Origin of the sequence: Devosia sp., from assembly GCF_036676215.1 — a bacterium.
Classification (GTDB): Bacteria; Pseudomonadota; Alphaproteobacteria; order Rhizobiales; family Devosiaceae; genus Devosia.
Map to the genome: position 1 here is coordinate 1 of NZ_JAKFDJ010000039.1, position 26721 is coordinate 26721.

The 26721-nt window shown below is 64.3% G+C and carries 30 protein-coding genes; 15 read left to right on the top strand and 15 right to left on the bottom strand.

The features are described 5' to 3' along the window. Positions 1 to 604: GH25 family lysozyme (locus tag V6M52_RS02790; RefSeq protein ID WP_332699220.1), on the top strand; the 604-nt coding region annotated here is incomplete at its 5' end. A gap of 497 nt (positions 605 to 1101) precedes the next feature. On the opposite strand, the gene V6M52_RS02795 is transcribed toward V6M52_RS02790, so the two are convergent. Further along, the gene (locus V6M52_RS02795) at positions 1102 to 1740 is read right to left on the bottom strand and encodes a MarC family protein (RefSeq protein WP_332687302.1); all 639 of its coding nucleotides are present in this window, start codon (positions 1738 to 1740) and stop codon (positions 1102 to 1104) included. A gap of 128 nt (positions 1741 to 1868) precedes the next feature. Between V6M52_RS02795 and V6M52_RS02800 the strand changes: the two genes are divergently transcribed. Continuing rightward, entirely contained in the window at positions 1869 to 2588 is a 720-nt protein-coding gene (locus V6M52_RS02800; RefSeq protein WP_332699223.1) for an HAD family hydrolase, read from the top strand. A gap of 58 nt (positions 2589 to 2646) precedes the next feature. On the opposite strand, the gene V6M52_RS02805 is transcribed toward V6M52_RS02800, so the two are convergent. Next, positions 2647 to 3027, bottom strand: a complete 381-nt coding sequence (locus V6M52_RS02805; protein ID WP_332687307.1) for a hypothetical protein — start codon at positions 3025 to 3027, stop codon at positions 2647 to 2649. Beyond that, the gene (gshB, locus tag V6M52_RS02810; RefSeq protein WP_332687309.1) at positions 3027 to 3971 is read right to left on the bottom strand and encodes a glutathione synthase; all 945 of its coding nucleotides are present in this window, start codon (positions 3969 to 3971) and stop codon (positions 3027 to 3029) included. Before gshB ends, V6M52_RS02805 begins: the two co-directional genes overlap by 1 nt. Before the next feature lie 143 nt (positions 3972 to 4114). Here gshB and V6M52_RS02815 point away from each other — a divergent pair, with 143 nt between their 5' ends. Beyond that, positions 4115 to 5224 (top strand): endonuclease/exonuclease/phosphatase family protein, encoded by a 1110-nt coding sequence (locus tag V6M52_RS02815; RefSeq protein WP_332699226.1) that lies wholly within the window; start codon positions 4115 to 4117, stop codon positions 5222 to 5224. A gap of 8 nt (positions 5225 to 5232) precedes the next feature. On the opposite strand, the gene V6M52_RS02820 is transcribed toward V6M52_RS02815, so the two are convergent. Together V6M52_RS02820 and rsmI are read right to left on the bottom strand one after the other, a co-directional pair. Next, the gene (locus V6M52_RS02820; RefSeq protein WP_332699229.1) at positions 5233 to 5619 is read right to left on the bottom strand and encodes a YraN family protein; all 387 of its coding nucleotides are present in this window, start codon (positions 5617 to 5619) and stop codon (positions 5233 to 5235) included. Continuing rightward, on the bottom strand, positions 5585 to 6472 hold the full coding sequence (gene rsmI / locus V6M52_RS02825) for a 16S rRNA (cytidine(1402)-2'-O)-methyltransferase (protein ID WP_332699232.1): 888 nt from the start codon (positions 6470 to 6472) through the stop codon (positions 5585 to 5587). Before rsmI ends, V6M52_RS02820 begins: the two co-directional genes overlap by 35 nt. Before the next feature lie 98 nt (positions 6473 to 6570). On the opposite strand from rsmI, the gene V6M52_RS02830 reads away from it, so the two are divergent. Further along, the gene (locus tag V6M52_RS02830) at positions 6571 to 7773 is read left to right on the top strand and encodes a penicillin-binding protein activator (RefSeq protein WP_332699235.1); all 1203 of its coding nucleotides are present in this window, start codon (positions 6571 to 6573) and stop codon (positions 7771 to 7773) included. Between the two features lie 161 nt (positions 7774 to 7934). Here V6M52_RS02830 and hemW read toward each other — a convergent pair whose 3' ends face one another. The 4 genes from hemW to rph are packed head-to-tail and all read right to left on the bottom strand — an operon-like array spanning position 7935 to position 10576. After that, positions 7935 to 9092 (bottom strand): radical SAM family heme chaperone HemW, encoded by a 1158-nt coding sequence (gene hemW, locus V6M52_RS02835; protein WP_442881804.1) that lies wholly within the window; start codon positions 9090 to 9092, stop codon positions 7935 to 7937. Further along, positions 9082 to 9723, bottom strand: coding sequence for a non-canonical purine NTP pyrophosphatase (locus tag V6M52_RS02840; RefSeq protein WP_332687319.1), 642 nt, complete (start codon positions 9721 to 9723; stop codon positions 9082 to 9084). Before V6M52_RS02840 ends, hemW begins: the two co-directional genes overlap by 11 nt. Continuing rightward, the gene (locus tag V6M52_RS02845; protein WP_332687321.1) at positions 9720 to 9863 is read right to left on the bottom strand and encodes a hypothetical protein; all 144 of its coding nucleotides are present in this window, start codon (positions 9861 to 9863) and stop codon (positions 9720 to 9722) included. The genes V6M52_RS02840 and V6M52_RS02845 overlap by 4 nt, the downstream gene beginning before the upstream one ends. After that, a complete protein-coding gene (rph, locus tag V6M52_RS02850) occupies positions 9860 to 10576 on the bottom strand; it encodes a ribonuclease PH (RefSeq protein WP_332699238.1) in 717 nt (238 codons plus the stop codon). The genes V6M52_RS02845 and rph overlap by 4 nt, the downstream gene beginning before the upstream one ends. Before the next feature lie 140 nt (positions 10577 to 10716). On the opposite strand from rph, the gene hrcA reads away from it, so the two are divergent. Next, positions 10717 to 11790 (top strand): heat-inducible transcriptional repressor HrcA, encoded by a 1074-nt coding sequence (hrcA, locus tag V6M52_RS02855; protein ID WP_332699241.1) that lies wholly within the window; start codon positions 10717 to 10719, stop codon positions 11788 to 11790. 160 nt (positions 11791 to 11950) lie between these two features. After that, positions 11951 to 12529 (top strand): nucleotide exchange factor GrpE, encoded by a 579-nt coding sequence (grpE, locus tag V6M52_RS02860; RefSeq protein ID WP_332687328.1) that lies wholly within the window; start codon positions 11951 to 11953, stop codon positions 12527 to 12529. Positions 12530 to 12669: 140 nt separating this feature from the next. Here grpE and pncA read toward each other — a convergent pair whose 3' ends face one another. Both pncA and pabB read right to left on the bottom strand, forming a co-directional pair. After that, entirely contained in the window at positions 12670 to 13305 is a 636-nt protein-coding gene (gene pncA, locus V6M52_RS02865; RefSeq protein WP_332699244.1) for a bifunctional nicotinamidase/pyrazinamidase, read from the bottom strand. Between the two features lie 2 nt (positions 13306 to 13307). After that, entirely contained in the window at positions 13308 to 15083 is a 1776-nt protein-coding gene (pabB, locus tag V6M52_RS02870; protein ID WP_332699247.1) for an aminodeoxychorismate synthase component I, read from the bottom strand. Between the two features lie 285 nt (positions 15084 to 15368). Between pabB and dnaK the strand changes: the two genes are divergently transcribed. From dnaK to V6M52_RS02895, 5 genes are all read left to right on the top strand, one after another. Continuing rightward, complete coding sequence (dnaK, locus tag V6M52_RS02875; RefSeq protein WP_332699250.1) at positions 15369 to 17282, top strand: molecular chaperone DnaK; 1914 nt, start codon at positions 15369 to 15371, stop codon at positions 17280 to 17282. Between the two features lie 174 nt (positions 17283 to 17456). Next, on the top strand, positions 17457 to 17918 hold the full coding sequence (locus tag V6M52_RS02880) for a hypothetical protein (protein WP_332699252.1): 462 nt from the start codon (positions 17457 to 17459) through the stop codon (positions 17916 to 17918). A 273-nt stretch (positions 17919 to 18191) separates the two neighbouring features. After that, positions 18192 to 19256 (top strand): alpha/beta hydrolase, encoded by a 1065-nt coding sequence (locus tag V6M52_RS02885; protein WP_332699255.1) that lies wholly within the window; start codon positions 18192 to 18194, stop codon positions 19254 to 19256. Positions 19257 to 19440: 184 nt separating this feature from the next. After that, a complete protein-coding gene (gene dnaJ / locus V6M52_RS02890; protein ID WP_332690851.1) occupies positions 19441 to 20571 on the top strand; it encodes a molecular chaperone DnaJ in 1131 nt (376 codons plus the stop codon). Position 20572: 1 nt separating this feature from the next. After that, on the top strand, positions 20573 to 21475 hold the full coding sequence (locus V6M52_RS02895) for a glycosyltransferase family 8 protein (protein ID WP_332699258.1): 903 nt from the start codon (positions 20573 to 20575) through the stop codon (positions 21473 to 21475). Here the strand turns inward: V6M52_RS02895 and V6M52_RS02900 are convergent. Both V6M52_RS02900 and V6M52_RS02905 read right to left on the bottom strand, forming a co-directional pair. Then, entirely contained in the window at positions 21472 to 21687 is a 216-nt protein-coding gene (locus tag V6M52_RS02900; protein WP_332699261.1) for a hypothetical protein, read from the bottom strand. The two genes, V6M52_RS02895 and V6M52_RS02900, sit on opposite strands and share 4 nt — an antisense overlap. A 54-nt stretch (positions 21688 to 21741) precedes the next feature. After that, positions 21742 to 22149 (bottom strand): VOC family protein, encoded by a 408-nt coding sequence (locus V6M52_RS02905; RefSeq protein ID WP_332690843.1) that lies wholly within the window; start codon positions 22147 to 22149, stop codon positions 21742 to 21744. Between the two features lie 123 nt (positions 22150 to 22272). Between V6M52_RS02905 and V6M52_RS02910 the strand changes: the two genes are divergently transcribed. From V6M52_RS02910 to V6M52_RS02925, 4 genes are all read left to right on the top strand, one after another. Further along, positions 22273 to 22818 carry an NADPH-dependent FMN reductase gene (locus V6M52_RS02910; RefSeq protein WP_332690840.1) on the top strand — a complete coding sequence of 182 codons (546 nt, stop codon included), beginning with the start codon at positions 22273 to 22275 and terminating at the stop codon, positions 22816 to 22818. Positions 22819 to 22824: 6 nt separating this feature from the next. After that, on the top strand, positions 22825 to 23430 hold the full coding sequence (locus tag V6M52_RS02915) for a histidine phosphatase family protein (protein WP_332690837.1): 606 nt from the start codon (positions 22825 to 22827) through the stop codon (positions 23428 to 23430). A gap of 64 nt (positions 23431 to 23494) precedes the next feature. Further along, positions 23495 to 24193, top strand: a complete 699-nt coding sequence (pyrF, locus tag V6M52_RS02920) for an orotidine-5'-phosphate decarboxylase (RefSeq protein WP_332690834.1) — start codon at positions 23495 to 23497, stop codon at positions 24191 to 24193. Next, on the top strand, positions 24190 to 24957 hold the full coding sequence (locus V6M52_RS02925; RefSeq protein WP_332690831.1) for a hydroxypyruvate isomerase family protein: 768 nt from the start codon (positions 24190 to 24192) through the stop codon (positions 24955 to 24957). The genes pyrF and V6M52_RS02925 overlap by 4 nt, the downstream gene beginning before the upstream one ends. 107 nt (positions 24958 to 25064) lie before the next feature. Here the strand turns inward: V6M52_RS02925 and V6M52_RS02930 are convergent, their stop codons facing one another. Together V6M52_RS02930 and V6M52_RS02935 are read right to left on the bottom strand one after the other, a co-directional pair. Next, positions 25065 to 26069: an adenosine kinase gene (locus V6M52_RS02930; protein ID WP_332699264.1), complete on the bottom strand. Its 1005-nt coding sequence runs from the start codon at positions 26067 to 26069 to the stop codon at positions 25065 to 25067. A gap of 77 nt (positions 26070 to 26146) precedes the next feature. Further along, positions 26147 to 26710 (bottom strand): TetR/AcrR family transcriptional regulator, encoded by a 564-nt coding sequence (locus V6M52_RS02935; RefSeq protein WP_332699267.1) that lies wholly within the window; start codon positions 26708 to 26710, stop codon positions 26147 to 26149. Positions 26711 to 26721 lie beyond the last annotated feature (11 nt).

Below are 26721 nucleotides of genomic sequence, written 5' to 3' on the forward strand. Positions count from 1 at the left end.
GCATTTCGTCTTCATGAAGGCGACCGAGGGCAAGGACTATCTCGACCCCAATTTCCGCGCCAACTGGGTGCGGGCACGCGATGCCGGCATGCCGCGCGGCGCCTATCACTTCATGACCTGGTGTTCTCTGGCTTCCGAGCAGGCGGCGTGGTTCGTCGCCAATGTGCCCAATGACATCGACGCGCTGCCCCCAGTGCTGGACCTGGAATGGAACAATCATTCGAGCTGCAAGAACAAGCCGTCCAGGGCCGACGCGCTGGAAAAGGTGCGCTTCATGCTCGACGCGATGGAGCGCCATACCGGCAAACTGCCCATCATCTATACCGATATGAACTTCCACCGCGACGTGTTGGACGGGGAATATTTCCCCAATGCCTTCTGGCTGCGCTCGACGGCCGCCGAGCCGCATGAGCGCTATGGCAACCGCACCTGGACCTTCTGGCAGTGGACACAGACCGGGGTGGTGCGCGGCGTGCGCGGCGAGGTCGACCGCAACGCCTTCTATGGCAATCAGAACGACTGGATCACCTTCCTGCTCACTGGTTGCGACCCGCGCGCCATCGCCTCGCTCGGCCCAACCGGCCGTTGCCAATCAGCCAAGTAATCCGGGGACTTGCCAGCGATTCGCCGCGGGTCTAGCCTTCGCTCGATATTGATCCGGGCCATTAGCCCGCAGTGAGGAGAATGGGACCATGGCCAAAGGTCAGATGAAGAGCAACAAAGAAGCCAAGAAGCCGAAAAAGGACAAGATTGCCGCCGCCAAGCCGATCACCGGACTGGGATCGGGCAGCGCCGGCAACGCCAAGAAGTAAGCTTCCGCAGAAGATTGAACGAAGGGTGGCCGGCGCGAGCGGCCGCCCTTTGCGTTTCAGGCGGCGGGCGCCCCGATCGGCAGCAGGATTTCGGAGCGCGCACTGGTCGTGGTGCTGGCGCTGGCCGCCAACATGGCCAGGATGAACAATGACAGAATGGCAGCAACACGCACGGGTACGATCCTCCGTCGGGGTCTCTGGCCCCTTGATCGCGCGTTCCATGAGGACCGGTCAATGACAGCGTTAAGACTTGATTAACGGGACAATTCTTTGAAAATGCGACCGGTTTTCAGGCGGCCCCGCCGAGCAGCCCGCTGGTCTTGATCCCGTCGAAGACGAATTGCACCGCCAGTGCCGCCAGGAGGATGCCGACCACGCGCGACACCACGGCAAGACCAGTGACGCCGAGCAGGCGCTGAATGGGAATGGCCACCAGCAGCGTCAGCCAGGCCAGGAACAGAATCACCACGATGGCGGCCAGCACGGCCCAGAATTCGAGGTCGGTCCGAGTGCCCGTCGTGAGCAGAATCACCGCGCTGATGGCGCCCGGCCCTGCCAGCAGCGGCATGGCTAGCGGAAAGACAGCGATGTCGTCGCGCGACCGGGCTTCCACCTCTTCCTGGTCGGTGATGTCGGTGCCGCCCGAATGGCGGGCGAACACCATGTCGATGGCGATGAGGAACAGCAGCAGGCCGCCGGCCGTGCGCAAGGCCGGTATGGTAATGCCGAAGACGTCGAGAATGGGATTTCCCAGCACGCCGAAGAGCAGGAGAATCAACCCGGCAATGATGACGCCACGCGTGGCGAAGGCGAAGCGTTGCCTGGCCGTGTTGTGCTTGGTGAGCGCGGCGAAGATGAAGGCGATATCGGCCACGCCCACGGTGGCGAACAGGGTCGCGAAGGCGACGAAGAAGGTGGTGGTGGGCATGGATCGGTCCCCGTTTGCTCCACCTCTAGGCCATTCGCGAGGCGAGGCCAACACCCGGTCCCGATCGCGGTGACTTGCCAGCCTCTGCCGTCCCGCCTAGCGTCACCCCGAGCCATGACGAGACGTCCATGCCATCAAGCCTCTCCAGCATCCGCGGCATCCTGTTTGACAAGGATGGCACGCTTATCGATTTCAACCAGACCTGGTTCGGCGTCGTCATGGCGCTGGGTCGTCGCGCCGCGCCTGGCGACGAGCTGACCGCCCGAGACCTGGTCGGGCGGGGCGGTTACGACTGGCAGCAGCAGCGCTTTCTCGGCGGCTCGGTGGTTGCCGCCGGCACCATCGCCGATCTGGTGGACCTCTGGCACCCGGAATTGGCCACACAGGACAGACAAGAGCGCATTGCCAGCTATGACGGCTTCTTCGTCGAGGAGGGCGCCCGCCGCGCCGCCGGTATCGCGGGTCTAGAGGAGACACTCGAAACCCTTGGAGGGCAGGGCTTCCGGCTCGGCATTGCCACCAATGATTCAGAGGCCGGCGCCCGCGCCACCGCTTCGGCCCTGGGCCTCACCGCCTTGTTCCACACCATTATCGGCTATGACTCGGTCGCCCAGCCCAAGCCCTGGCCAGACCAGGTCCACCTGTTTGCGGCCCAAACCGGCCTTGCCCCCGCCGCCATCGCCATGGTCGGCGACAACACCCATGATCTCGAAATGGCCCATGCCGCCGGTGCCGGCCTCGCCATCGGCGTGCTCTCCGGCAACAGCACGCGCGCCGAACTCGCCGGATTGGCCGACATCATCGTGGATAGTATTGCCGATCTGCCTGGGCTGTTTGCCGGGGCGTGAGGTTAGACCCTCCACCCCCGGATCCATGCCTCCCTTGTGGGAAGGGTGTGGACTGACCTCAAAGCAGCCTCGCTCCCGTCGCCAGGCCGGCCAGCAGCAATAGCGCCAGCCCGTCGATCCACCCCCGCGACCGCGCCAGCCACGTGGCCCTCGCCTTTGTCGTCGGCAGGAAGCGCAGCAACCAGACCGCGCCGTAGAGCACCCAGACCCCGAAAAACGCCACCATGACGAGGTCGGCCCAGCCGGAGCGATTGAAGCCGACCATGACGCGCGTAATGCCCGCGCCGAGGAGGATCGAGAGCAGATAGGCGCCGGTGACAAACAGGGAATTGCGCCAATAGGGCAGGGTCAACCGCCGGTCGACCGGCAGGCCCCGGCGCCAGCGGCGGAACAGGAACCAGCCGAGGCCGGACAGGACCAGCCCTACCAGCAACCACATCAGGCGCGGCGCTTTTCGATGGCGTCCCAGATCAGCACGGCAATGTCCGGCCCGCCGAAGCGCTTGATTTCGCGGATGCCGGTGGGAGAGGTGACATTGATCTCGGTGAGATAGTCGCCGATGACGTCGATGCCGACAAAGATCATGCCGCGCTCTTTCAGCGCCGGGGCGATGGTGGCGCAGATCTCGCGCTCGCGGGCGGTGAGTTCGCTGAGTTCCGGGCGGCCGCCGACATGCATGTTGCTGCGCGCCTCGCCATCAGCAGGGATGCGGTTGAGTCCGGCCACCGGCTCACCATCGACGATGATGATGCGCTTGTCGCCCTTCCTCACATCGGGCAGGTATTTCTGGATCATGAACGGTTCGCGATAGTTCTGCTCGAACAGTTCGAGCAGGCTCGCCAGGTTGTGGTCGCCCTCCTGGATGAAGAACACGCCGGCCCCGCCATTGCCGTAGAGCGGCTTGACGATGATGTTGCCGTGCTCCTTGCGGAAATCGTAGATCATCGCCCGGTCGCGCGTCACCAAGGTGGGCGGCATCAGCTCGGGAAAATCGGTGACGAGGATCTTTTCGGGCGCATTGCGCACCGCCGCTGGCGGGTTCACTACCAGCACCTTTGGGTGCAGCTTTTCGAGCAGGTGGGTCAGGGTGATGTAGTTCATGTCGAAGGGCGGATCCTGGCGCATATGGATCACGTCCTGGGTCGACAGATCGACGCGGCGCGCCTCGCCCAGCGCGAAATGCTCGCCCTTGGGCTTGTCGAACACCTCGATCGGCTGGGCCAGAGCCGAGACCGTGTGGCCGCGCAGCGCCAATGTGTCGGGCGTATAATGCAGCAGTTCATGGCCGCGCGCCTGCGCTTCCAGCATCATGGCGAAGGTGGAATCGCCGCGCGGATTGATGGTGGCGACATGGTCCATCTGGACCGCGACTTTGAGCGACATGGAAGCCTCTTAGCATAGCGTCGAGCGTAGATGACATGACGCGGGATGCCAGCCGATGCAAGGGGGCTGCTCCGAAGTTCTGCCGATTGGCACCTGTCACAATGCGAGCGCATGATGGGCCCGCTGTTGATGGGGAGGGCACCATGAAAATCGCGGCATTCAACGTGGAGAATCTGTTCGACCGGCCGAAGGCCTTCAATCTGGACGATCACGCCAAGGGCGCGGCCATCACCGATGCGGTGGCCGAGATCAACGTGCTGATCAACAAGGACGAGTATAGCGCAGCCGACAAGGCGCGCATGCTAGTGCTGATCGGGGAGCTCAAGCTCACCTCCAGCAATCCCCCTTTCGTCAATTACCGCAAGATTCGCGGCGCGTTCTGGAAGAAGCCTCGCAATGGCCCGATGGAGATCGTCGCCAATGGCCGCGGCGACTGGGTCGGCTGGGTGGAACTCAAGACCGAGCCAAACAATGCGGTCGCGGTGATGAATACCGGCCGGGTGATCAAGGAGGTCGGCGCCGACATCCTGGCGGTGATCGAGGCGGAAGATCGCGTGGCGCTGATGCAGTTTTCCGAGCAGGTGCTCAAGAAGCTGGGCGGCGCGCCCTATGATGAGATCATGCTGATCGACGGCAATGACCAGCGCGGCATCGATGTCGGTCTGATGGTCACCAATGGCTATTCGGTGGGGCTCATGCGCAGCCATATTGCCGACATGCTACCCAATGGTGAGCGGGTATTCTCGCGCGACTGCCCGGAATATCAGGTGACGACGCCCAGCGGGGAGACCATCTGGATTCTGCCCAACCACTTCAAATCCAAATTCGGCGGCAACGATCAGGGATCGATCGACAAGCGCGCGGCACAGGCGCTGCGCACTGCCGAGATTTACGAGACGCTGCGGGCCGCTGGCCACGACAAGGTCGTGGTGCTGGGCGATCTCAACGACACGCCCGATGCGGGTCCACTGCAGCGCCTGCTGGCGCAGACCGACCTCAAGGAGATCACCGATCACCCCAGCTTCTCACCGGGCCAGTTCAATGGCATCGGCACCTATAGTACGGGCAGCAAAGCCCACAAGATCGACTATATGCTGCTCTCGCCCGCGCTCTATGCTCGCGTCACCGCAGCGGGCCTGTTCCGCAAGGGAGCCTGGACCGCCTCGGGCCGTTGGGACATGTTCCCCGAGCTGGAAAAGGACATCCATGCCGCCAGCGACCACCACCTGATCTGGGTGGACATTTCCGACTAGGACCGCGCCTAGCCGCCAAACGCATTCTTGATGTGCCGGGGCCAGCGCCCGGGTGTGAGGAAGATCACGTCAAAGCGCAGCGGCGACGTCGCCCGGGCGGGATGGCGCACCTGCCAGTATTGCGCCGCACGCAGGATGCGCTGCTGGTTGACGCTCTCCAGCGTCTCCCGTTCGGTTGCCGCCTTGCTGCGCGCCTTGACCTCGACAAAGACCACGGTGCCGAAGCGCTCGGCAATGAGATCGATCTCGCCGATGGGGGTTTTGTAGCGGCGTGACAGGATGCGGTAGAGCTGGAGGCGCAGGAACCAGGCGGCCAGCGCCTCGCCGCGATGGCCGCCCAGATAGGCGGCGATGCGCGCCTTACTTTTGGGCTTTGAGGGCGAGGGCGGCATCATAAACCTCCTTGCGCTTGAGGCCGAACTGCTCGGTCACCGCATCGACCGCGGCGCGCAGCGGCTGGTCGCCCATGGCGGCCAGCAAAGCCGCCTGCCAGTCGGCCGCGTCGGGGGCGGCTGCCTCGGCGGCGCCGGCCACCACGATCACCGCCTCGCCTTTGGTTTCGGTATCGGCAAATTCGGCGGCCAAGGCCGGCAAGGTGCCGCGATGCACGCGCTCGAAGCGCTTGGTCAGCTCCAGCGCCACGGCAGCCGGCCGCTCGCCCCAGGCTTCGGCCATGGCGGCCAGCGTATCGTCGAGCCGGCGCGGGCTTTCGTAGAAGACCAAAGTTTCACGTGAATCGCTCAGGGCCTTCAGCGCATTGGCCCGGGCTCCGGCCTTGGGCGGCAGGAAGCCGTGAAAGGCAAAGGCGTCGGTGGGCAGGCCCGCGACGACCAGCGCCGAGAGCAGCGCGGAGGCGCCGGGAATGGGAAAGACCGGCTGGCCGGCCTCGGCGAGCGCCCGGATCAGCGGAAAGCCGGGATCGGAGAGCAGGGGCGTGCCGGCATCGGAGATCAGCGCGATGGCGTCGCCACCCGCCACGCGCCGTACGATGTCATCGGCCTTGGCGCGTTCATTATGCTCGTGCAGGGCGATGCGCCGGCCCTTGATGCCGTAATGGTCGAGCAGGCGAGCCGACATGCGGGTGTCTTCGCAGAGGATCACCGAGGCGGCGGCGAGGGTCTCGAGGGCGCGGATGGTGATGTCGCGCAGATTACCGATCGGGGTCGCCACCACATAGAGACCCGGCGCCAGTGGCGGGGCGGTAAAGGTGGAGCCAGCGATGAAATAGCCCGAATTGGTGTCAGCCATGCGCCAGGGATCCGGTCGGTTGAGAATTGGTTAAGCAATGCGGTTCTAAATGTTAACAGTCTGCTAGCAAATTCGGGGCAAGCGTGACGGCGCATCGAATGTCATGTCATGGCATAGCACAGGCCTTGGGCGCCGTGGCGCTGCTGGCGTTATCGGCCTGTTCGCCCATCCAGCTCGGCTCGCGCACCCTCGATTTCGGCGCGCCTCCAGCACAGACTATCCCCGCCCAGACCATGATGCCAGCAGGCCCCTCCGAGAGCTTCGGGCGTGGTCCGGTCAAGGTGGCACTGCTGTTGCCGCTCAGCGGGGATAATGGCATTGCCGCGGTCGGGCAGTCGCTCGCCAATGCCAGCCGATTGGCCATCGCCTTCATCGAGGCCAATCCCAATATCGCGGAAAACATCACCATCACCCTGCGCGATACCGGTACCAGCGTGCAGGGCGCGACAGCCGCTGCCAGCGCGGCAGTAACCGATGGCGCGCGACTGATCCTGGGCCCGCTGCGCGCCGACCAGGTGACCGCCGCGGGCGCCGTGGCACGCTCCGCCGGCCTGCCGATGATCGGCTTTTCCAACAATCCGACGGCCGCCAGCCCGGGCGTTTACCTCCTGAGCGTGCTTCCCGATATGGAGATGAAGCGCTCCATGGGCTGGCTCATGGCGCAGGGGCGACGCGGCATTGCCGGCGTCTTCCCCGCCACCGAATTCGGCCAGGCGCAGGAAACCGCCTTCCGGCAACAGGCCGTCACCGCGGGTTTTGCGCCGCAGGCGGTCTATACGTTTTCGACGGTGGAAGAGGCCCAGCAGATCGTCAACCAGGCGCTGCCGCTGATCCAGAAGGGCATGATCGACACGCTGTTCCTGCCCGACCGCGCCACCGCGCCAAGCTTCGGCGTGTTGCTGGGTCAGGCGGGGATAAGTGGCGACATGCTGCAGATCGTCGGCTCCGCCGACTGGGAGGGCGACCCTGTCATCGCCACAGCCAGCCAGCTGAGCGGCGCGATCTATCCCACGGTGGACCCGGCCGGCATGCTGGCGATCAGCGCCGACTATCAGCGCCAGTTCGGTACCCAGCCGCATGCTTTGGCCACCATCGCCTATACCGCGACGATCCTGGCCAATGTGAACACGCTCTCCATGGCCAATCCGCCCTATAATCCGGCTTTGATGACCAGCCCGACCGGCTTCAATGGCCGCGACGGCGTGTTCCGGTTTTTGGGCAATGGCAGGAGCGAATATGCGCTGGCGATCAAGCGGATAGCACCGGGCGGGGCGCAATTGGTCGAGGGCGCGAAGCTGTAACTTTCTTCCCTTCTCCCCTTGCGGGAGAAGGTGCCCGAAGGGCGGATGAGGGGGCTCTTCCGCAGGTCTGGCATACCCACGCGCAGTACCCCTCACCCTCGAAAATCCGCTGAACGCGGATTTCCTATCCCTCTCCCGCAAGGGGAGAGGGGGAAGAGGTGCTAGGCCGCCAAGTCGGCCACGACCGCATCCAGCACCGGCCAGCCGCGGTCGGTGACGCGCAGATTGCCGTTGGGAAGCGACTCGACAAAGCCGTAGCCCTTGAGGGTCTCGATCTGGGTCTTGCTGATCTGGCGCCCGGACAGGGCGGTGAAGCGGGCGGGGGAGATGCCCTCCTTGAGCCGCAGGCCCATGACGAGGAATTCGTCGCCCTGTTCTTCCCAGGTCAGCACATCGTCGACCACCATGCCGTGGCCCTTGGCCACGACGAGCTTCTGCCAGTCGAAGGGCAGTTTTTCGGCGGCGGTGGCGTGGCGCTGGTTGTTGATCATCAACCGGCCATGTGCGCCCGGCCCGATGCCGGCATATTCGCCATAGCGCCAGTAGAGCATGTTGTGGCGGCTCTCCTGGCCCGGGCGGGCGTGGTTGGAAATCTCGTAGGCGGGCAGGCCAGCCGCCGCGGTCAGTTCCTGCGTCAGCTCGTAGAAATCGGCCGACAGGTCCTCGTTGGGCATAGCCAGCTTGCCGGCCTGGTGCAGGTCGAAATAGCGCGTGCCCTGCTCGATGGTCAGCTGGTAGAGGCTGATATGGCCGCGCGCCATCCAGAGCGCTTCCTTGAGCTCGTCTTCCCAATCTTCCAGCGTCTGCTTGGGGCGGGCATAGATCAGATCGAAGCTGGAGCGCTCGAACACCGACTGGGCGATGCGCACGGCGGCAATGGCTTCGTCGACGCTATGGCGGCGGCCCAGCTCGGCCAGCGGGCCTTCGCGCAGCGACTGCACGCCGAGCGAAACGCGGTTGACCCCGGCGCTGCGGTAGCCGCGGAAGCGGTCCACCTCGACACTGGTGGGATTTGCCTCGAGCGTGATCTCGGCATTGCGATCCATCGTCCAGTGCTTGGCGATAGCGTCGATGATGCGCCCGGTCGATTGCGGGTTCATCAGGCTGGGCGTGCCGCCGCCGAAAAAGATGGATTGCACCACCCGGCCCGGCGCCAATTGCGCGGCCGTGGCGATCTCGCGTTCATAGGCGGCGACGTAGTCGATCTCGTCGAAGGGGCCGCGATGGACGTGGCTATTGAAGTCGCAATAGGGGCACTTGGCCGCGCAGAACGGCCAATGCACATAAACGCCAAACATGTCGTTCGGCTTATTGCTCAATCTGGTTCTCCACGAACTTGGCGAAGGAGCGGGCGCGGTGGCTCAGCCCCTGCTGACCGGGAGACCAGGAATGTTTCATTTCGGGCGGCATCTGGCCGAAGGTGATGTCATAGCCATCGGGCATGAAGACAGGATCATAGCCGTGGCCCCTGGTGCCGCGCGGCGGCCAGACCAGGGTGCCGTAGCACTGGCCGTGATAGATCACGTCGTCGCCATCGGGATGGGCCAGGCAAAGCGTGGCATTGAACGAGCCCTTGCGCTGGCTCGGCGAGGTTGCGTTGGCGGCCTGCAGCGCATCTTCGAGCCGCTTCATCGCGTGGTTGAAATCGCGCGGTACGCCGGCCCAATCGGCGGTGTAGACGCCGGGATCGCCATTGAGCGCATCCACGCACAGCCCCGAATCATCGCTCAGCGCCAGCATGCCGGAGGCCTGCGCGGCGGCATGGGCCTTGAGGCGGGCATTCTCGGCGAAGGTGGTGCCGGTTTCTTCCGGCTCGGGCAGGCCGAGTTCGCCGGCTGAAACCAGTTCCAGGCCATAGGGCTCGAACAGCTCCTGGAATTCCTTGAGCTTGCCGGCATTGTGCGTGGCAAGCACGAGGCGATCGCCTTCGCGGAGCCGGGGGATGCTCATTTGGAGGTCCTCGGCTTGGCGTCGAGGGCGCGGGCCACATCATGCCAGAGGGCGCAGTTCTCCGGCGAGGCAGCGCGGGTCGTAACCTGCGGCTTGGGTGCCGGCTTGGCGACGAGGCGCTTTTTGAGCCAGGCGATCATGGGAGAAGCGCCGTCTGTTGCATCAGGGTGAGGTCTCCAATGCCCTGTTCGGCCAGCCCCATCAGGGCATTGAGCTCGTCGCGGCTGAACGGCGCCTGTTCGGCGGTGCCCTGGATTTCGACGAACTTGCCCGAGCCGGTCATGACGAAATTGGCGTCGGTATGGGCTTCGACATCCTCGAGATAGTCGAGATCGAGCACCGGGGTGCCGCGATAGATGCCGCAGGAGACGGCAGCGACCGAATCGCGCAGCGCCTTGCCCTTGGTGAGCTTGCGCTCATCCATCCAGGCAATGGCGTCGGCCAAAGCTATGTAGGCGCCGGTGATCGAGGCGGTGCGCGTGCCGCCATCGGCTTCGAGCACGTCGCAATCAATAGTGATCTGATTTTCGCCGAGCAGCTGCATGTCGACCACGGCGCGCAGCGAGCGGCCGATCAGGCGCTGGATTTCCTGGGTGCGGCCGGACTGCTTGCCGGCGGTGGCTTCGCGGCGGGTGCGGCTGCCGGTGGCGCGGGGCAGCATGCCATATTCGGCGGTAACCCAGCCTTGGCCCTTGCCACGCAGCCAGCCGGGCAGGCTGGTTTCGACAGAGGCGGTGACGAGAACCTTCGTATTGCCGAACGAGACGAGGCAGGAGCCTTCCGCCTTCTGGGCGACATTGCGCTCGATCGTTACGGCGCGCATCTGGTTGGGCTCACGTCCGGAAGGGCGCATCAGAAATCCACTGAGACATTATCGTTAACCGCCTCTTAACCTCCCTCGGCCCCGCTCACAAGCCGCAGGCGCTTGGCGGGAGGCTGCAATGCGCTTAAATGAGAGGGCAAGGTTAAAGCGGACGATTTTATCGAACACCCATGGTCAAGCCGCCCGAAGACTTTTTGAGCGTGCTCAACGCCCGCAGCCAGGACATCTTCAGGAAGATTGTCGAACGCTATCTCGAAACCGGCTCACCCGTCGGTTCGCGTGATTTAAGCCGCATGCTGCAGACCGGCCTGTCGCCGGCTTCGGTGCGCAATGTCATGGCCGATCTCGAGGATCTCGGCCTGATTGCGGCGCCCCATACATCGGCCGGTCGCGCGCCGACGCAGGAAGGCCTGCGCTTTTTCGTCGATGCCATGCTGGAAGTGGGCGCCGTCAACGAAAGCGAACGCAGCCAGATCGCCAAGTCCATCGAGGGCCAGCATAGCGGCCAGGTCGAGGATGTTCTCACCGAGGCCAGCACGCTGCTGAGCGGCCTCAGCCAGGGCGCAGGCGTCGTCATCGCCACCAAGGCCGACATGGTGCTGCGGCATATCGAATTCGTGCGGCTCGACACCACGCGTGCCATGGCGATCCTGGTGGGACAGGACGGGCAGGTGGAAAACCGCATCATGGACGTGCCGCCGGGCCTGACGGCCTCAGCGCTGACCCAGGCGGGCAATTATCTGGCGCGCTATGTGGTGGGAAGGACCATTCCCGAGGCGCGCAAGGCCTTGGCCGAACAGCGCAACGAGCAGCGCGCCGAACTCGACGACCTGACCCAGAAACTGGTCGATGCCGGCATTGCCACGCTGGGACAGGCATCTCCGGCCAGCCAGCCGACCGTGATCGTGCGCGGGCGTGCCAATCTCATCAACGACGCCATGGCGAGCGATGAATTGCTGCGCATGCGGCAATTGTTCGACGAGCTGGAAAGCAAGGATGGGCTGCTGGACCTCCTGGGTGACGCTGAAAAGGCGCAGGGCGTGCGTATTTTCATCGGCTCGGAGAACAAGCTGTTCTCGCTTTCGGGCTCCTCGGTCATTCTCTCGCCCTACAAGGATGCCAATGACAAGGTCGTCGGCGTGCTGGGCGTGATCGGGCCAACCCGGCTCAACTATGCGCGCATCGTGCCAGTGGTGGATTATACCGCCAATGTGATCTCGGCTATGATGGCGCGGAAGCGCTGACGGCTGTGCCATTCGAGCGCAGCTCTCATGGCCTTCTCACTTCAAATCGCTCCACTGGAGCGATTTGCCGGATGGGCCGGACAGTTCGATGGGTTGAAATCTGCAGCGCATTGGCCGATATGCGGGGCAAAGCCAGTAATCTTTGCGGAACAGCACAATGATGAGCGACGAAAACGCCGCCTCGGGCGAGACGCCTGAAGTTGAGATCCCGGCCGAACAGGCTGTCGATCCGATCGAAGCGCTACGCGCCGAGAATACCGAACTCAAGGACCGGGTGCTGCGCACCATCGCGGAGATGGAAAACCTGCGCAAGCGCACCGAGCGCGACGTCAACGATACGCGCAGCTATGCCATTGCCGGTTTTGCGCGTGACATGCTCTCGGCCACCGACGCGCTGAGCCGCGCCCTGATGGTGCTGCCAGCCGAGGCCCGCGAGCATGGCGACGCAACCACCAAGAGCCTGATCGACGGCATCGAGCTGGCCGAGCGCGAAATGCAGCGCCTCCTGGCCAAGCACGGCGTCAAGCCGATCGAGGCCGAGGGCCAGAAATTCGATCCGCACCGGCACCAGGCCATGTTCGAAGTCCCCGACCCGTCCCGGCCGGAAGGCACGGTCGTGCAGGTGGTGCAGGCCGGTTTTGCCATCGGCGACCGCGTACTGCGCCCCGCCATGGTCGGCGTCGCCAAGGGCGGCCCGAGCCATGCCCCCGCCGACGAAGCCGTCGACAAGAGCGCGTAAGGCTTCAGCCCCAGCGTTTCACGTGAATCCCCGCGCAAGCGGGGATTTTTGTTTTGGGGGTGCCGGTTGGCCCAAATATCCGGGCTCTCGCCCCCCACCCTTGATCCCTCCCCGGGGGAGGGTGTCGACTGCAAGACTTGCTACTCTAGAACATCCTTGCTCATCACCCGCTCCACTCCCGCCTCGGCCATATCCGCCCAGGCCTTGGCGAGGCTGCCCGCATTGTCGATGGCGCGCGTCGCGTCCTCGATCACGGTGACGTCGAAGCCGCCTGCTGCGGCGTCGATGGCGGTCCAGCCGACGCAATAGTCGGTGGCCAGCCCCACCACATAGAGCCGGTCGACCTCGCGCTCGTTGAGATAACCGGCGAGGCCCGTCAGGGTCTGGCGGTCGGCCTCCTGGAAGCCGGAATAGGAGTCGATCTGCCGGTTATAGCCCTTGCGGATGATCAGCTGGCCGTGGGGAATGTCGAGATCGGCCGAAAGCGCAGCGCCATGCGTGTTCCAGACGCAGTGGTCGGGCCACAGCACCTGGGTGCCATAGGGCAGCTCGATGGTCTCGAACGGGGCCTTGCCCTCGTGTTGGCTGGCAAAGGAGATGTGGTCGGCGGGGTGCCAGTCCTGGGTGAAGACCACATTGGTGAACTTCCTGGCGAGTGTGTTGATCAGCGGCACGATCTCGTCGCCGCCAGCAACGGCAAGGCTGCCGCCCGGCAAGAAGTCATACTGCACATCAACGACAACCAGCACGTCGGTTGGTTTGATTTCGATTCCCATGGTCACTCCCTTACCCATTCGGCGCGCAGCAGGCCACGCACGGAATTGCCGAGGAAGATTGCCTCGGCAGTTTCGAGGTCGGCAAGGGTCAAAACCTGCTCGACAGCATTGCCCGTATCGATGAGCTGCGCCCGCAATGTCCCGGGCAACAGGCCGGATGACAGCGGCGGCGTCACCAGCCTGCCATCACGCTGGATGAAGAGATTGGTGATCGAACCTTCGGTCAGTTCGTCCCGCTCATTGCGGAACAGCACCTCGTCGACGCCGAGCGCGGCATGGGCGCGCTGGCGCGGCTCGTCATAGAAGGCCCGGTTGGTGGTCTTGTGCATGAGCCACAGGCTCTGCGAATCCAGCCGCTCCGGCGCTATTGCGAAGCGGAAGACCGGCGGGTTGGGCGGCAGCGCCACGGCAGTCACCGCGGGCCCGGTCGCATCCAGCGTCAGCCGCACCCGCATCTGGTCGGCCACAAAGCCCTGCGGGTCCAGCGCCGCGAGGATCGCCGCGCGGTCAAAGGGCAGGCCGAAATAGCGCGCCGACAGCGCCAGCCTCTGCAGGTGGCGGTCGAGCAGGGAGAAGCCGCCGGTTCTTTCCCAGAGCAGGGTCTCGATCAGGGTCACTGGCCGGGCGGGCTCGGTGAAGAATGCCATCTTGAGCAAGGCCTCTCGATACTCGTCCTCGGCCACGCTGTCGGCGACGATGCCGCCGCCGATGCCGATCTCGCCCTTGCCCGCGGCATCGATCACGGCGGTGCGGATGGCCACGTTGAGGGTCAAGTCACCATTGGGCGAAAAGTGGCCGATCGAGCCGGTATAGACGCCGCGCGGCCCGGCCTCGACTTCGTGGATGATCTCCATGGCCCGCAACTTGGGCGCCCCGGTGATCGAACCACAGGGAAAGAGATTGGCGAGCAGGTCGGTGGTGGTCACGTCCGGCCGGCGGCGGGCGATAATGCCCGAGGTCATGGTGTGGAGTGTCCGGTAGGTTTCCACGGTGAAGAGATCGGTGACTTTTACCGAGCCGATTTCGGCGATGCGGCCGAGATCATTGCGCAGCAGATCGACGATCATCAGGTTCTCGGCGCGATTTTTTTCGTCGCCGGCAAGGGCGATGCGGCCGGCCTCGTCCTCGGCCAGCGTGCGGCCGCGCTTGAGCGTGCCCTTCATCGGTCGGGCCGCCAACGCGCCATGCCGACTCGAGACAAACAGCTCCGGCGAGCGCGACAGGATCCACTGGCTGCCGGTATTGATCAGCGCGCCATAGCCCACGGGCTGCTTGCGCACCAGTTCGCGATAGAGCCCCACCGGATCGCCATCGAGGCGGAAATCGGCCTTGAAGGTGAGATTGACCTGATAGGTATCGCCGGCGGCGATCAGCGCCTTGATGCGATCGAAGGCGAGACCGTAGGCCGCCTCGTCCCAGCGGGGCGTGATATCGTGCGCGGCGCCGGCAGCGTTGCCAGCGATAACCGCCAGGCGCCGGTCGACGTCCTGGGCGGTCAGTCGCTGCGGTGCGTCGTAAAGGCCCAGCCACAGCAGGGGTGTGGTGCTTGCCTCCGGCAGGCGGTCGGCAAGCCGTTCCTCGAAGAGGAAACCCAGTTCGTAGGCAAGATAGCCAGCGGCATGGAGCCCCTCGGCAGTCGCTGCCTCGAGCCGCTCCAAAGCCCGCCGGGCGCCAGCCGCATCGTAGGCGACAACAATCTCGCGCGGTGCCGAAAACAGCAGGTTCTCGCCCCTGGGGTCGAGCGAGTCGTGGAGCAGCACTGTGCCGGGGGCGAACATGGTGGCCTTCTAGAGGATTTCGGGCGGCTCGTCACCGGGCGGACGCTCGCGGGCAAACCCGGCTGTTGGACGTCGACACACAGGTTCCGCGGCTGCCTGAAAATGACTCAAACCCTTGGCCATACGCTGTCTGGGCGCTTGAAGCCTTCCCGCCACCCCCCTATATACCCGGCAGGCCCAGCAATGGGCACATTCCAGTTGCAAGGAACCCGGCCCTTGTGGCCACGGTGCTGCTTCCCAGCGGAGGGCGCCAGTATGGGTTTGCTGAAAGAGAGGCTAGAGTAAATGGCTAAAGTCATCGGTATCGATCTGGGCACCACCAATAGCTGCGTCGCGGTTATGGACGGCACCAATCCGAAGGTTATCGAAAACGCGGAAGGGGCGCGCACCACCCCCTCGATGGTCGCCTTCAGTAAGGATGGCGAACGTCTTGTCGGCCAGCCGGCAAAGCGCCAGGCGGTCACCAATCCCGAAGGCACGCTATTTGCGGTGAAGCGCCTGATCGGCCGCCGTTTCGACGATGCTGTCGTGGCCAAGGACAAGAACCTTGTGCCCTTCAAGATCGTCAAGGCGGACAATGGCGACGCGTGGGTGGAAGCCTCGGGCGAGCAATATTCGCCGAGCCAGGTCTCGGCCATGATCCTGCAGAAGATGAAGGAAACCGCCGAGTCCTATCTCGGCGAGACCGTTACGCAGGCGGTCATCACCGTTCCGGCCTATTTCAACGACAGCCAGCGCCAGGCCACCAAGGATGCAGGCAAGATCGCGGGCCTGGAAGTCCTGCGCATCATCAACGAGCCGACCGCCGCAGCGCTCGCTTATGGCCTCGACAAGAAGAATACCGGCACCATCGCGGTCTATGACCTGGGTGGCGGCACCTTCGACGTGTCGATCCTCGAGATCGGCGATGGCGTCTTCGAAGTCAAATCCACCAATGGCGACACGTTCCTGGGTGGTGAAGACTTCGACATGCGCCTGGTCGATTATCTGGCCGACGAGTTCAAGAAGGAGCAGGGCATCGACCTGCGCACCGACAAGCTCGCTCTGCAGCGCCTCAAGGAAGCCGCCGAAAAGGCCAAGATCGAACTCTCGAGCTCGACCCAGACCGAAATCAACCTGCCCTTCATCACCGCCGACGCGTCCGGCCCCAAGCATCTGACCCTCAAGCTCAGCCGCTCCAAGCTCGAATCGCTGGTCGACGACCTGATCCAGCGCACCATCGAGCCGTGCAAGCTGGCGATGAAGGATGCCGGCATCACCGCCAGCCAGATCGACGAAGTCGTGCTGGTCGGTGGAATGAGCCGCATGCCCAAGGTGCAGGAAGTGGTCAAGCAGTTGTTCGGCAAGGAGCCGCACAAGGGCGTGAACCCGGATGAAGTGGTGGCGCTCGGCGCGGCCATCCAGGCCGGCGTGTTGCAGGGCGACGTCAAGGACGTGCTGCTGCTCGACGTGACCCCGCTATCCCTGGGTATCGAAACCCTGGGCGGCGTCTTCACCCGACTCATTGACCGGAACACGACCATTCCGACCAAGAAGAGCCAGACCTTCTCGACCGCCGAGGACAGCCAGAGCGCCGTGACCATCCGGGTCTTCCAGGGTGAGCGCGAAATGGCCGCCAACAATAAGCTCCTGGGCAATTTCGACCTGGCCGGCATTCCCCCCGCACCGCGCGGCGTGCCGCAGATCGAAGTGACCTTCGACATCGACGCCAACGGCATCGTGCAGGTCTCGGCCAAGGACAAGGGCACCGGCAAGGAACAGCAGATCCGCATCCAGGCCAGCGGTGGTCTCAGCGACGCCGACATCGAAAAGATGGTCAAGGAAGCCGAGCAGAACGCGGAAGCCGACAAGAAGAAGCGCGAGGCCGTCGAGGCCAAGAACCAGGGCGAAAGCCTGATCCACTCGACCGAAAAGTCGCTCAAGGAATATGGCGACAAGGTTTCCGCCGAGGACAAGACCGCCATCGAAACCGCGATCACCGAGCTCAAGGCCGTGATCGAGGGTGAAGACGGCGAGCTGATCAAGGAAAAAACCGACGCGCTGGCCCAGGCCGCGATGAAGCTGGGCGAGGCCATGTACAAGGCCAGCCAGGCGGAAGCCGAGGCCAAGGCCAATGGCACCGACGATGATGGCGACGACGACGTGGTCGACGCCGACTTCGAAGAGGTCAAAGACGACGACGACAAGAAGTCGGCCTAAGCCATCGGCATTGTGAATCGAGAGGGTCCGGTGAAAGCCGGGCCCTTTGCTTTTGCGCATGCCAGAGGCACCCGCCCTCATGGACATGCCGGGCGCGTCATCGCCTTGACTTCACCGCCATTCGCGAATTCCGTTATCATTCGCTAATTGCGCGAGGATGGCTTATGGTAGCCCATGAACATTCCAGACCCCCAGACCTTCACCGACCCGGACAAGCTGCGCAAACTCATGGCCAATGCCGTACGGCTTGGCTATGACGACCTCGCCTTCGGTTGTCAGATGCGCATTGCCGAACTGGCTGGCGCTGCCCATAGCGATGCCGTCGAGCGCGCCTTCTTCACCGGCCTCGTGGCCGCCGAAGAGTTCCGCACCGCGGACAATGGCCGCTCCACCAAGCTCATCAAGATCCGCTCCAAGCACAAGCGCGTCGGCGCGGTCAAAGTGCTGTCCGACATGATGATGGCGCCCGAAATGAGCGACGGCTTCGACAAGCTCGTCGCGCATAACCGCAGCGACCTGACCGGCGAATCCATCGTCCTCAACCATGAAGACGAGTTCAGCGTGGACGTGGTCAATGCCGCACGCAAGAAGCTCATGGATCATGGCGTTGCCATGGGCGAGACCGTCGCGGCCTAGCGTCGCCGGCTTTGCCATTCGGCCATAGGCCTCATGGCCTTCTCGGCTAAAATCGCTCCACCGGAGCGATTTTCCCTGCGGGACGCCTCGAAGTTTCACGTGAATCCATCTTTCGGCCCTGGAGCGATCCGGGGCCTTTTTGATTCTGACGCCTGACCTCTCCTTGCCCGCCAGCCCGCTCATTCGAGCCCGGCCTTGAAATGCTCATGATTGGGCCAAATTGCCGGCCGGTTTTGACGCTCAAAGAACCCTCACGACAAAGCGAGGCGCCCTATGGACGATTCCCACCAGCCTTATCCCATCGCCGCGGCGCCCTCGGACTCCATTGGCCGGCTGGCCGAACTGATCTCAGGAGACCCGACCGCCCGGCTCGACGCCGACATGAAGCATGTGCTGGACCGGCTCGGCGACATGGGCGCCCGGCCGCTCGAGCAGCTGACGCCAGACGTCGCGCGGCGTCAGCCGCGCGCAGCCGAGGCCATTGCCGCCATTCTTGGCCAGCAGAGCCGCGAACGGCCCGATGACGGCGTTGCCGTGGAGGATCGCGCCATTGCCGGAGCCGATGGCGAGCTGCCGGCGCGCATCTACCGTCCGGCGGGACTGCTGAACCGACTCAACCCGATCGTGCTCTACTTCCACGGCGGCGGCTTTGTCACCGGCGATCTCGACAGCCACGACGCGTCGGCCCGAGCCCTGGCCCGGCGCACCGGTTCCGTCGTCGTCTCGCTGGCCTATCGGCTGGCGCCCGAGCACAAATTCCCCGCAGCCCATGACGACGCCTGGGCCGCTTGGCGCTGGTTGAGTGAAAATGCGCGCGAACTGGCGGGCGACCCGCGACGCCTGGCGGTGGCGGGCGAGGATGCCGGCGGCAATCTGGCGGCTCATGTCGCCCTGATGGCGCGTGATGCGCGCGGCATCCGGCCGGTGCACCAATTGCTGATCCACCCCATTGCCGGGGGTGATCTTGCCACGCCTTCCTATGGGGAAATGCTGCGCGCCAGGCCCATCGGGTTGCCCGCCATGCGCTGGCGCTATCAGCATCTGTTCGCTGACGCCGCCGGACTGGCCGACGGCCGTATCGACCTGGTGTCGCGGGACGATCTGGCCGGGGTCGCTCCCGCCACGGTGGTGCTGGCGGAAATCGATCCGCTGCGCTCGGAAGGCGAGGCACTGGCCGCGGCTCTTGCAGGCGCCGGCGTGCCGGTCAGTCGCTGGACCTATGACGGCGTGACGCAGGGCTTTTTCGGTCTCGGCCTCGTTGTCACCAAGGCGCTGTTCGCGCAATCGGATGCCGCCGATGCGCTGAGTAAGGCGTTCACGCCGAAGCGCCGGAGCTGAGAGGGCCGAATCAGCAATATTGAAGCCTGTGCCCGCTCTTGCTATGAGCGGAGCAATGGTTTTGCCTCTTGCGACCCCAGACCCCTTGTGGGGCGAGGGGTCGATTGCCATCTAGGATGTGCTTGAGGCTCGGATTTTGCGGGGCGCGCGAGTCGCGACCGGCATCGCATTGGAGACGTGGTTTTTGTCCAAACGGGATTTCTACGAGATACTCGGCGTCCAGAAGGGCGCCGACGAGGCGGCGCTCAAGAGCGCCTATCGCAAGCTCGCCATGCAGCACCACCCGGACCGCAACCCGGGCAGTGCCGAGGCGGAGGCTATGTTCAAGGAAATCAACGAGGCCTATGACGCGCTCAAGGACGGCCAGAAGCGCGCCGCCTATGACCGCTTCGGTCATGCCGCCTTCGAGAATGGCGGCGGACGCGGCGCCGGCGGCTTCGGCCCCGAATTCACCTCGTCCATGTCCGATATCTTCGACGACATCTTTGGCGACTTCATGGGCGGCGGCCGGCGCGGCGGTGGCGGGGCGGCCAAGCTGCGCGGCAGCGATCTGCGCTATAATCTCGAAATCAGCCTCGAAGAGAGTTTCGAGGGCCGCACCGTCGAGATCGACGTACCGACCCTGGTCGGCTGCACCACCTGCGAGGGTGCGGGCGCCAAGCCGGGCACCGGCACCCATACCTGCCGCCAGTGCAATGGCCACGGCAAGGTCCGCGCCGCACAGGGGTTCTTTACCATCGAACGCACCTGCCCTGTCTGCCAGGGCCGCGGCCAGATGATGGACCAGCCCTGCACCGATTGCGGCGGCCAGGGCAGAAAGCAAGAAAACCGCAAGCTTTCTGTCGACATTCCCAAGGGCATCGAGGACGGAACCCGCATCAGGCTTGCCAATGAGGGCGAGGCCGGATTGCGCGGCGGGCCGCCGGGCGATCTCTACATCTTCATCTCGATCCGCCCGCATGAGCTGTTTCAGCGCGACGGGGCCGACCTCTATGCCCGCGTACCGATCGCCATGACCACGGCGGCCTTGGGCGGCGAATTCGAAGTGCCGACGCTCGACAATGCCCGGGCCAAGGTCAAGGTCGCAGCCGGCACCCAGCCGGGCCAGCGTGTGCGCCTCAAGGGCAAGGGCATGCCGGTGCTGCGCAGCAAGGATGTCGGCGACCTCTATGTGCAGCTCGATATCGAGACGCCGCAGGCCCTGAGCCGGCGCCAGCGCGAATTGCTCGAGGAATTTGCCAAGCTCGAAACTCAGGAAACCAGCCCGACCTCGGGCGGCTTCTTCGACAAGCTCAAGAAGATGTTCGAGGCATAGTTTGTCCGACCCGATGGCGCCGGCTCATCCGACCCCGCACGATGCCGGCCTGATCGAGATCGCCATGGCGTTCGACGACGCCTTCTGGGCGCCGACCTATGCCACGATGCGCTCGATCTGCCTGACCACCCATCATCCAGAGCGGTTGCGGTTTCACCTGCTGCACCGGACCCTGACGGCGGAGCATCACGACGCTATCGCCAGCATTGGGCGCGACTATGGGGCGGCGGTGGATTTCATCGACATCGACGCGCGCAGTATCCTCGATGAGCGCATCGCCGCCTTTCCGCGCATCCGGCTGCGGCGGCTCAACCCCATCGTCTATGCACGGCTGTTCCTGGGTGACCTGCTCGATCCGGCCATCGGCCGGGTGCTCTATCTCGACAGCGATCTTTTCGTGCGCAGCGCGCTCGATCCGCTCTATTTCATGGATATGAAAGGCCACGCCATTGCGGCCGTACTACAGCCGGACCGCACGCATGTCATTGCCGGCAAGGACCTGCGCGCGCGCAACGCCTTTTCCATGGCCGAGCCCTATTTCAATGCCGGGGTGATGCTGATCGACATGCCGCAATACCAGCAGATGGATTTCGCCGCCGCGCTGGCGCGCCTGCCGGCATCCGAACTGGCCATGTTCTACTATGACCAGGACATGATCAATTTCTGCTTCAGGGGCCGCATGCTGGAGCTCGATCCGCGCTGGAACCTGCAGAATGCGGAGCCGGCGCACGAGGTCTTCAATCCCCATATCGTGCACTACTCGGCCAATCCCAAGCCGTGGTTCACCTGGTCGCGCGTCGCCTTCAAGCGGACCTATCGGCACCTGATGACCAACCGGTATTTCTATCAGTACCGGCGCGAACGGATGGTTCGCATGGTCCGGCGCTGGCTGCGACTGGCCTAGTCTGGCGGCAGGACGAGTTCGCTGTCCTTGAGCTCGGCGGCAAGGCTGCCCACCGCCTTGGCCGCCTCGGCTTCCACGTCATCCAGACTGGTGCCAAAGGGCACTTCCAGCCCCAGCCGCTTGGTCGGGTCATCGGACCAGACGAAGGAGACGAACGACTTCTTCGCCTGCAAATCGTGGCTGAGATGGGTGACGACGAGCTTTGATGCCATGGCGTGCCTCCTGTGACCCAGCCTAGGCAGCAAGACTGGGTCCGGCAAGGCCACTCATGCGGCCGGGAACTGGCTCATATCCATCCAGAAGAAGTCCCAGATATGGCCATCCAGATCGGCGAAGGCGCGGGAATACATGAAGCCGTGGTCCTGCGCCGGGCGCGGTTCAGTGCCCCCGGCTGCCAGCGCCTTGTCGACGATGTCGTCCACCGCGGCACGGCTATCACGTGAAATGCCATAGAGCGCCTGCGTCCCCTCTTTGGCTTCGGCGATGGGCAAGGTGATGAATTCGGCGAATTTTGGCTTGGTTACCAGCATGAAATAGATGGTGTCGTCGATCACCAGGGCGGCCGCCGTGTCATTGGTGAACTGCGCATTGAAGGTAAAGCCGAGCTTGCTGAAGAAGGCCTTGGCGGAATCCAGGTCGGCGACCGGAAGGTTGACGAAGATGGATGTGGACATGGTTCGGCTCCTATTACTTAAGTTATGCCTTAACAGTAGTGGCGAGGTGTCGCGGAGTCAATCCGTCTTGCGCCACCTGCCGCGCCATCGCAGATTAGGCAGAGACATCAGGACCCCTCCCGTATGACCACTGCCCTCACGCTCTCCGGTTCGATCCGCCAGGGCTCCTACAATCGGCTGCTACAGGCCCATATGGGCCGCAAGCTCGAAGCCGCCGGCGTCGCCGTCAACGCCATCGATCTCAGCGACTTCGACATGCCGATCTTCAACGAGGATCTCGAACCCGATCAAGTTCCGGAGGCCGCCGTGCGACTGGCCGAGCTGTGGCGCAGCCACGACATCGTCTTCATCGCCAGCCCCGAATACAATGGCGGCGTGCCGCCTCTGGTGGTCAACACCATCACCTGGCTCAGCCGCCAGAAGCCGAGCGTGTTCCGGCATGCGGTCTTCGGCATTGGCGGGGTGAGCTCAGGCAAATATGGCACCATCTGGTCGCTGAGCCATCTGCGCGACTCACTCTCGAAAGTTGGGGCACTGGTTGTGCCGACGCTGCTCGGCATCGGCCCGGCGGACGAGGCCCTCGACGCGAATGGTGACTTCGTCGAACCGGCCATCATCCGCAAGGTCGATCAGATGGTCCACGAATTGACCCATTTCAGGCGTGGGTGACCACCAATGCGAGCGCTTTATGTGACGCATCCGCAGGTCGAGATCGATGCCAATGTGCCGCTGCCGCTTTGGGGGCTGAATGCCGAAGGGACAAGGCGCGCCCAGGCCTTTGCCGGGCGGGGCGTGGTGCCAGCCGGCAGCATGATCTTTTCCAGCCGTGAGACCAAGGCCATGCAACTCGCCGATATTCTGGCAGAGGCAGCTGGCAGCCTGGTGCTGAGCGATCACCTGATGGGCGAGAACGACCGCAGCGCCACCGGCTTTCTACCGCCGAACCTGTTCGAAGCCATGGCGGATCGCTTCTTCGCCAAGCCGCTGGTCAGCACCGATGGCTGGGAACGGGCGATCGATGCGCAGTCACGTATCGTGCAGACGGTCAGAACCGCCATGGCCAGCGTGCCCGCGGGTACCCCGGCGATATTCTGCGGTCATGGCGCGGTGGGCACGCTGCTCAAATGCCATGTAGCGGGCAGGGCAATCTCGCGCAGCGAGGACCAGAGCCGGCATGCCAATCGCGGTGGCGGCAATTGCTTCACCTTCGATCTGGAGGACATGAAGCTGGGCTGCGAATGGACCGCGATGGAGGACTTCGCGCCGGGCTGGTTCGGCTAGAGCCGGTTGCGACGCGCACGGATTTGGTCTAGTCCAGCCTGACATCGACAGCGGAGGAACCACTATGGCTGGCCAATTAATCGTGGGCCTCGACGTTTCGTCACGCGCCCGCGCCGAGGAAATCGTGGCGCTGCTGGGCGACACGGTGGATTTCTACAAGATCGGCTATCAGTGCTTCTATGGCGCCGACGGCTTCAGCCTGGGCAAGGCGCTGCTGGCGGCCGGCAAAAAGGTGTTCTTCGACCTCAAGCTGCTCGACATCGACAATACGGTCGAAAAGGGCGTGGCAGCCATCGCTGAAACCGGCGCCACCATGCTGACCGTCCATGCCTATCCCCAATGCATGCGCGCTGCGGTGCGCGGTGCTGCCGGATCGGAACTCTGCGTACTGGGTGTCTCGGTACTGACCTCGATGGACGACGCCGACGTCGCCGAGGCCGGCTTTGCCCGCGACACGGCGGGCCTCGTCGCGCTGCGGGCGCAACAGGCGCGCGACGCGGGCATTGGCGGCCTCGTCAGTTCGCCGCACGAGGCGGAGATGGTGCGCACCATCATCGGCCCCCGAATGGCCATCGTCACCCCGGGCATCCGTCTGCCCGGCGCCTCGGTCGGCGATCAGAAGCGGGTGATGGGACCGGGCGAGGCGCTGGCCGAGGGCGCCACGCATCTGGTGGTTGCCCGCCCGATCATCGAAGCGGCCGACCCGGTTGCCGCAGCCCGCGCCATCCTCGCCGACATGAACGCCGGAACCCGGCTGGCATGACCCGCTTTTCCGCCTGTATCGAAATGCTCTTCGTGCCGGAGACCCGTGACCCGGCCCAGCGTATTCGCCTCGCCAAGGCGGCGGGGCTGGATGCCGTCGAATTCTGGTTCTGGTCCAACAAGGACCTCGACGCCGTAGAGCGCGCGCTGGAGGAGACCGGGCTAACGCTCGCCGCCATCGTCGCGGAGCCCTTTGCTGAACTGACCAGGCAAGGCGACCATGACCGGTTCCTGCGTGGCCTCGAACAGAGCCGCGACGCCGCCCTGCGCCTGGGCGCCCCGGTGCTGATCTGCCAGTCGGGGCCGCTGCTCCCCGGCATCGACCGCTCACGCCAGCATGACGACCTCACCATCGCCATGGCCCGCTCTGCCGACGTGCTGGCCGGCTCGGGTGTGCGGATGGGGCTCGAACCGCTCAATGATCGGGTCGATCATCCCGGCTATTACCTCACCAGCTCGACCGAAGCCTTCGCCATCGTCGACGCGGTCAACCGGCCCGAAATCGGGCTGACCTACGATCTCTATCATTCGCTGATCATGGACGAGGACCCGCAGGCCGTGGCCGCCGGCCATCTCGACCGCATTTTCCACGTCCACCTCGCCGACCATCCCGGCCGCCACCAGCCCGGCACGGGCCGGCTTGACCTGCAACCGCACCTCGCCTGGCTCGACGCGCAGGGCTATGACGGCTGGGTAGGACTGGAATTCAGGCCGACGGGGAGCACGGCGGATGCGCTGGTGCAGATGCGGGGGAGTTTGGGCTAAGCACCCAGACTCATAAATCTCGTTCCAGCGGAGCGGACGTCCGCTCCCAATCGCATCTGGCGCGCTGCAGCAATGGACCAATGGGGCCGGGGGACAAGTCGACGAGGCTACCCCGCCAGCCCATGCGCCCTGGTCAGGTCCTGCAAATCCAGCAGGGGCCTCGCGCCGATATGGCTGATCACTTCGTTGGCGGCGAGGCACCCGGTCTGCAGCGCCGATTCCAGCGTCTGCCCGCGCGCCATGCCGAGCAGGAAGCCCGAGGCGAAGAGATCGCCGGCGCCGGTGGCATCCACCACCTTGTCGATGGCATAGGCCGGGACCGAGGTCACTTCGCCATTATAGACCGCCATGGCGCCGTCGGCGCCCATGGTGATGGCGGCCAGTTCGGCATCCTTGGCGATCTCGCGCACGGCTTCGCCCAGGTCGTCGGTCTGGTAGAGCGATTTCAGCTCATGCACATTGGCAAAGACGTAGTCGATGGTCTTGGAACGGATCAGGTCGAGGAATTCGGCGCGGTAGCGATCGACGCAGAAGGGATCGGAGAGGGTGAAGGCGGCGGCCCGCTCGTTCTTGTGGGCATAATGCGCAGCCAGCACGAAGGCCTTCTTAGCCTCCACCGGGTCCCACAGGAAGCCTTCCATATAGGTGATGGCAGCGCCGCCGATTTCGTCCGGCTTGATGTCCTGCTCGGTCAGCTGGTGGCAGGCGCCGAGATAGGTGTTCATGGTGCGCTCGCCATCTTCGGAAAGGAAGATCATCGAGCGGGCGGTCAATGCACCATTCTTGAGCCGGCTGGTGGAATAGTGCACGCCGATGGTGTCGAGATCGGCCTCGAACACGTCGCCCAGCGGATCGTCGGCCACCTTGCCGATAAAGGCGGCGCGGCCGCCCAGCGAGGCGACGCCGGCCGCGGTATTGGCGGCACTGCCGCCCGAGATCTGCTGGCGGCCCAGCGGCATCTTGCCATAGAGGTCCTCGGCCCGATCGGTATCGATCAGGTGCATGATGCCCTCGCTCATGCCCTCCCGTTCGATGAACCCCGCCTCCACCGGCGCGATGATGTCGACAATCGCATTGCCGATGGTGAGGACGTCAAAGCGGGTCTGGGTCATGAACTAGGGTCCGGCGCGAGGAAAACCGTTAGCCGGTTTAGAGGAACAGCCGGCTCGCCGCAACCTCGCGCCTTGCGCTAGTGCTTCTCGATGATCTGGGTGATCAGCGCCTCGATATCCTCGCCGGCCTGTATCGCGATCTGTCCATCGAGCAGCAACACGGCTAGGCCATGCACCCGCGCCCACGCCGCCAAAGCCGCGACGCGCCCAATTGCGACATCCTCGCCCGTCACGTGCCGCAGGGTCTGATAGGCGGCATCGGCCGCCATGCGCAGGCCGGGGCGATTGTCGCGCCGCAGCACCGGCGAAAACATCAGGCGGAACAGATTGGGGTTATCGAGGGCAAACTTCACATAGGTCCGCCCCATCGCCGTCATAGGATCCAGCGTGTCATTGGTGGCGACGGCTTCCATCAGGCGGGTGAAGCGCTGATATCCGGTGACAGCCAGGGCCTCGAGCAAGGCGGCCCGGCTGTCGAAATGCCGGTAGGGCGCGGCGGGTGAGACGCCGACGGCGCGGGCCAGGTCGCGCAGGCCCAATCCAGCCTCACCCTGCTTTTCGAGGATCAGCAGGGCCGCTTCGAGCAATGCCTGGCGCAGATTGCCATGGTGATAGGGGGCATTGGGGATGGATGTTGACATTGCTTACTTCG

Excerpts from the sequence above, each read along its gene's own strand:
- V6M52_RS02795 (WP_332687302.1), bottom strand. The coding sequence starts at position 1,740 with ATGCCCACCACCACCTTCTTCGTCGCCTTCGCGACCCTGTTCGCCACC.
- V6M52_RS02800 (WP_332699223.1), top strand. The coding sequence starts at position 1,869 with ATGCCATCAAGCCTCTCCAGCATCCGCGGCATCCTGTTTGACAAGGAT.
- V6M52_RS02805 (WP_332687307.1), bottom strand. The coding sequence starts at position 3,027 with ATGTGGTTGCTGGTAGGGCTGGTCCTGTCCGGCCTCGGCTGGTTCCTG.
- gshB (WP_332687309.1), bottom strand. The coding sequence starts at position 3,971 with ATGTCGCTCAAAGTCGCGGTCCAGATGGACCATGTCGCCACCATCAAT.
- V6M52_RS02815 (WP_332699226.1), top strand. The coding sequence starts at position 4,115 with ATGAAAATCGCGGCATTCAACGTGGAGAATCTGTTCGACCGGCCGAAG.
- V6M52_RS02820 (WP_332699229.1), bottom strand. The coding sequence starts at position 5,619 with ATGATGCCGCCCTCGCCCTCAAAGCCCAAAAGTAAGGCGCGCATCGCC.
- rsmI (WP_332699232.1), bottom strand. The coding sequence starts at position 6,472 with ATGGCTGACACCAATTCGGGCTATTTCATCGCTGGCTCCACCTTTACC.
- V6M52_RS02830 (WP_332699235.1), top strand. The coding sequence starts at position 6,571 with ATGTCATGTCATGGCATAGCACAGGCCTTGGGCGCCGTGGCGCTGCTG.
- V6M52_RS02840 (WP_332687319.1), bottom strand. The coding sequence starts at position 9,723 with ATGAGCATCCCCCGGCTCCGCGAAGGCGATCGCCTCGTGCTTGCCACG.
- V6M52_RS02845 (WP_332687321.1), bottom strand. The coding sequence starts at position 9,863 with ATGATCGCCTGGCTCAAAAAGCGCCTCGTCGCCAAGCCGGCACCCAAG.
- rph (WP_332699238.1), bottom strand. The coding sequence starts at position 10,576 with ATGCGCCCTTCCGGACGTGAGCCCAACCAGATGCGCGCCGTAACGATC.
- hrcA (WP_332699241.1), top strand. The coding sequence starts at position 10,717 with ATGGTCAAGCCGCCCGAAGACTTTTTGAGCGTGCTCAACGCCCGCAGC.
- grpE (WP_332687328.1), top strand. The coding sequence starts at position 11,951 with ATGAGCGACGAAAACGCCGCCTCGGGCGAGACGCCTGAAGTTGAGATC.
- pncA (WP_332699244.1), bottom strand. The coding sequence starts at position 13,305 with ATGGGAATCGAAATCAAACCAACCGACGTGCTGGTTGTCGTTGATGTG.
- pabB (WP_332699247.1), bottom strand. The coding sequence starts at position 15,083 with ATGTTCGCCCCCGGCACAGTGCTGCTCCACGACTCGCTCGACCCCAGG.
- dnaK (WP_332699250.1), top strand. The coding sequence starts at position 15,369 with ATGGCTAAAGTCATCGGTATCGATCTGGGCACCACCAATAGCTGCGTC.
- V6M52_RS02880 (WP_332699252.1), top strand. The coding sequence starts at position 17,457 with ATGAACATTCCAGACCCCCAGACCTTCACCGACCCGGACAAGCTGCGC.
- V6M52_RS02885 (WP_332699255.1), top strand. The coding sequence starts at position 18,192 with ATGGACGATTCCCACCAGCCTTATCCCATCGCCGCGGCGCCCTCGGAC.
- V6M52_RS02900 (WP_332699261.1), bottom strand. The coding sequence starts at position 21,687 with ATGGCATCAAAGCTCGTCGTCACCCATCTCAGCCACGATTTGCAGGCG.
- V6M52_RS02905 (WP_332690843.1), bottom strand. The coding sequence starts at position 22,149 with ATGTCCACATCCATCTTCGTCAACCTTCCGGTCGCCGACCTGGATTCC.
- V6M52_RS02910 (WP_332690840.1), top strand. The coding sequence starts at position 22,273 with ATGACCACTGCCCTCACGCTCTCCGGTTCGATCCGCCAGGGCTCCTAC.
- V6M52_RS02915 (WP_332690837.1), top strand. The coding sequence starts at position 22,825 with ATGCGAGCGCTTTATGTGACGCATCCGCAGGTCGAGATCGATGCCAAT.
- pyrF (WP_332690834.1), top strand. The coding sequence starts at position 23,495 with ATGGCTGGCCAATTAATCGTGGGCCTCGACGTTTCGTCACGCGCCCGC.
- V6M52_RS02925 (WP_332690831.1), top strand. The coding sequence starts at position 24,190 with ATGACCCGCTTTTCCGCCTGTATCGAAATGCTCTTCGTGCCGGAGACC.
- V6M52_RS02930 (WP_332699264.1), bottom strand. The coding sequence starts at position 26,069 with ATGACCCAGACCCGCTTTGACGTCCTCACCATCGGCAATGCGATTGTC.
- V6M52_RS02935 (WP_332699267.1), bottom strand. The coding sequence starts at position 26,710 with ATGTCAACATCCATCCCCAATGCCCCCTATCACCATGGCAATCTGCGC.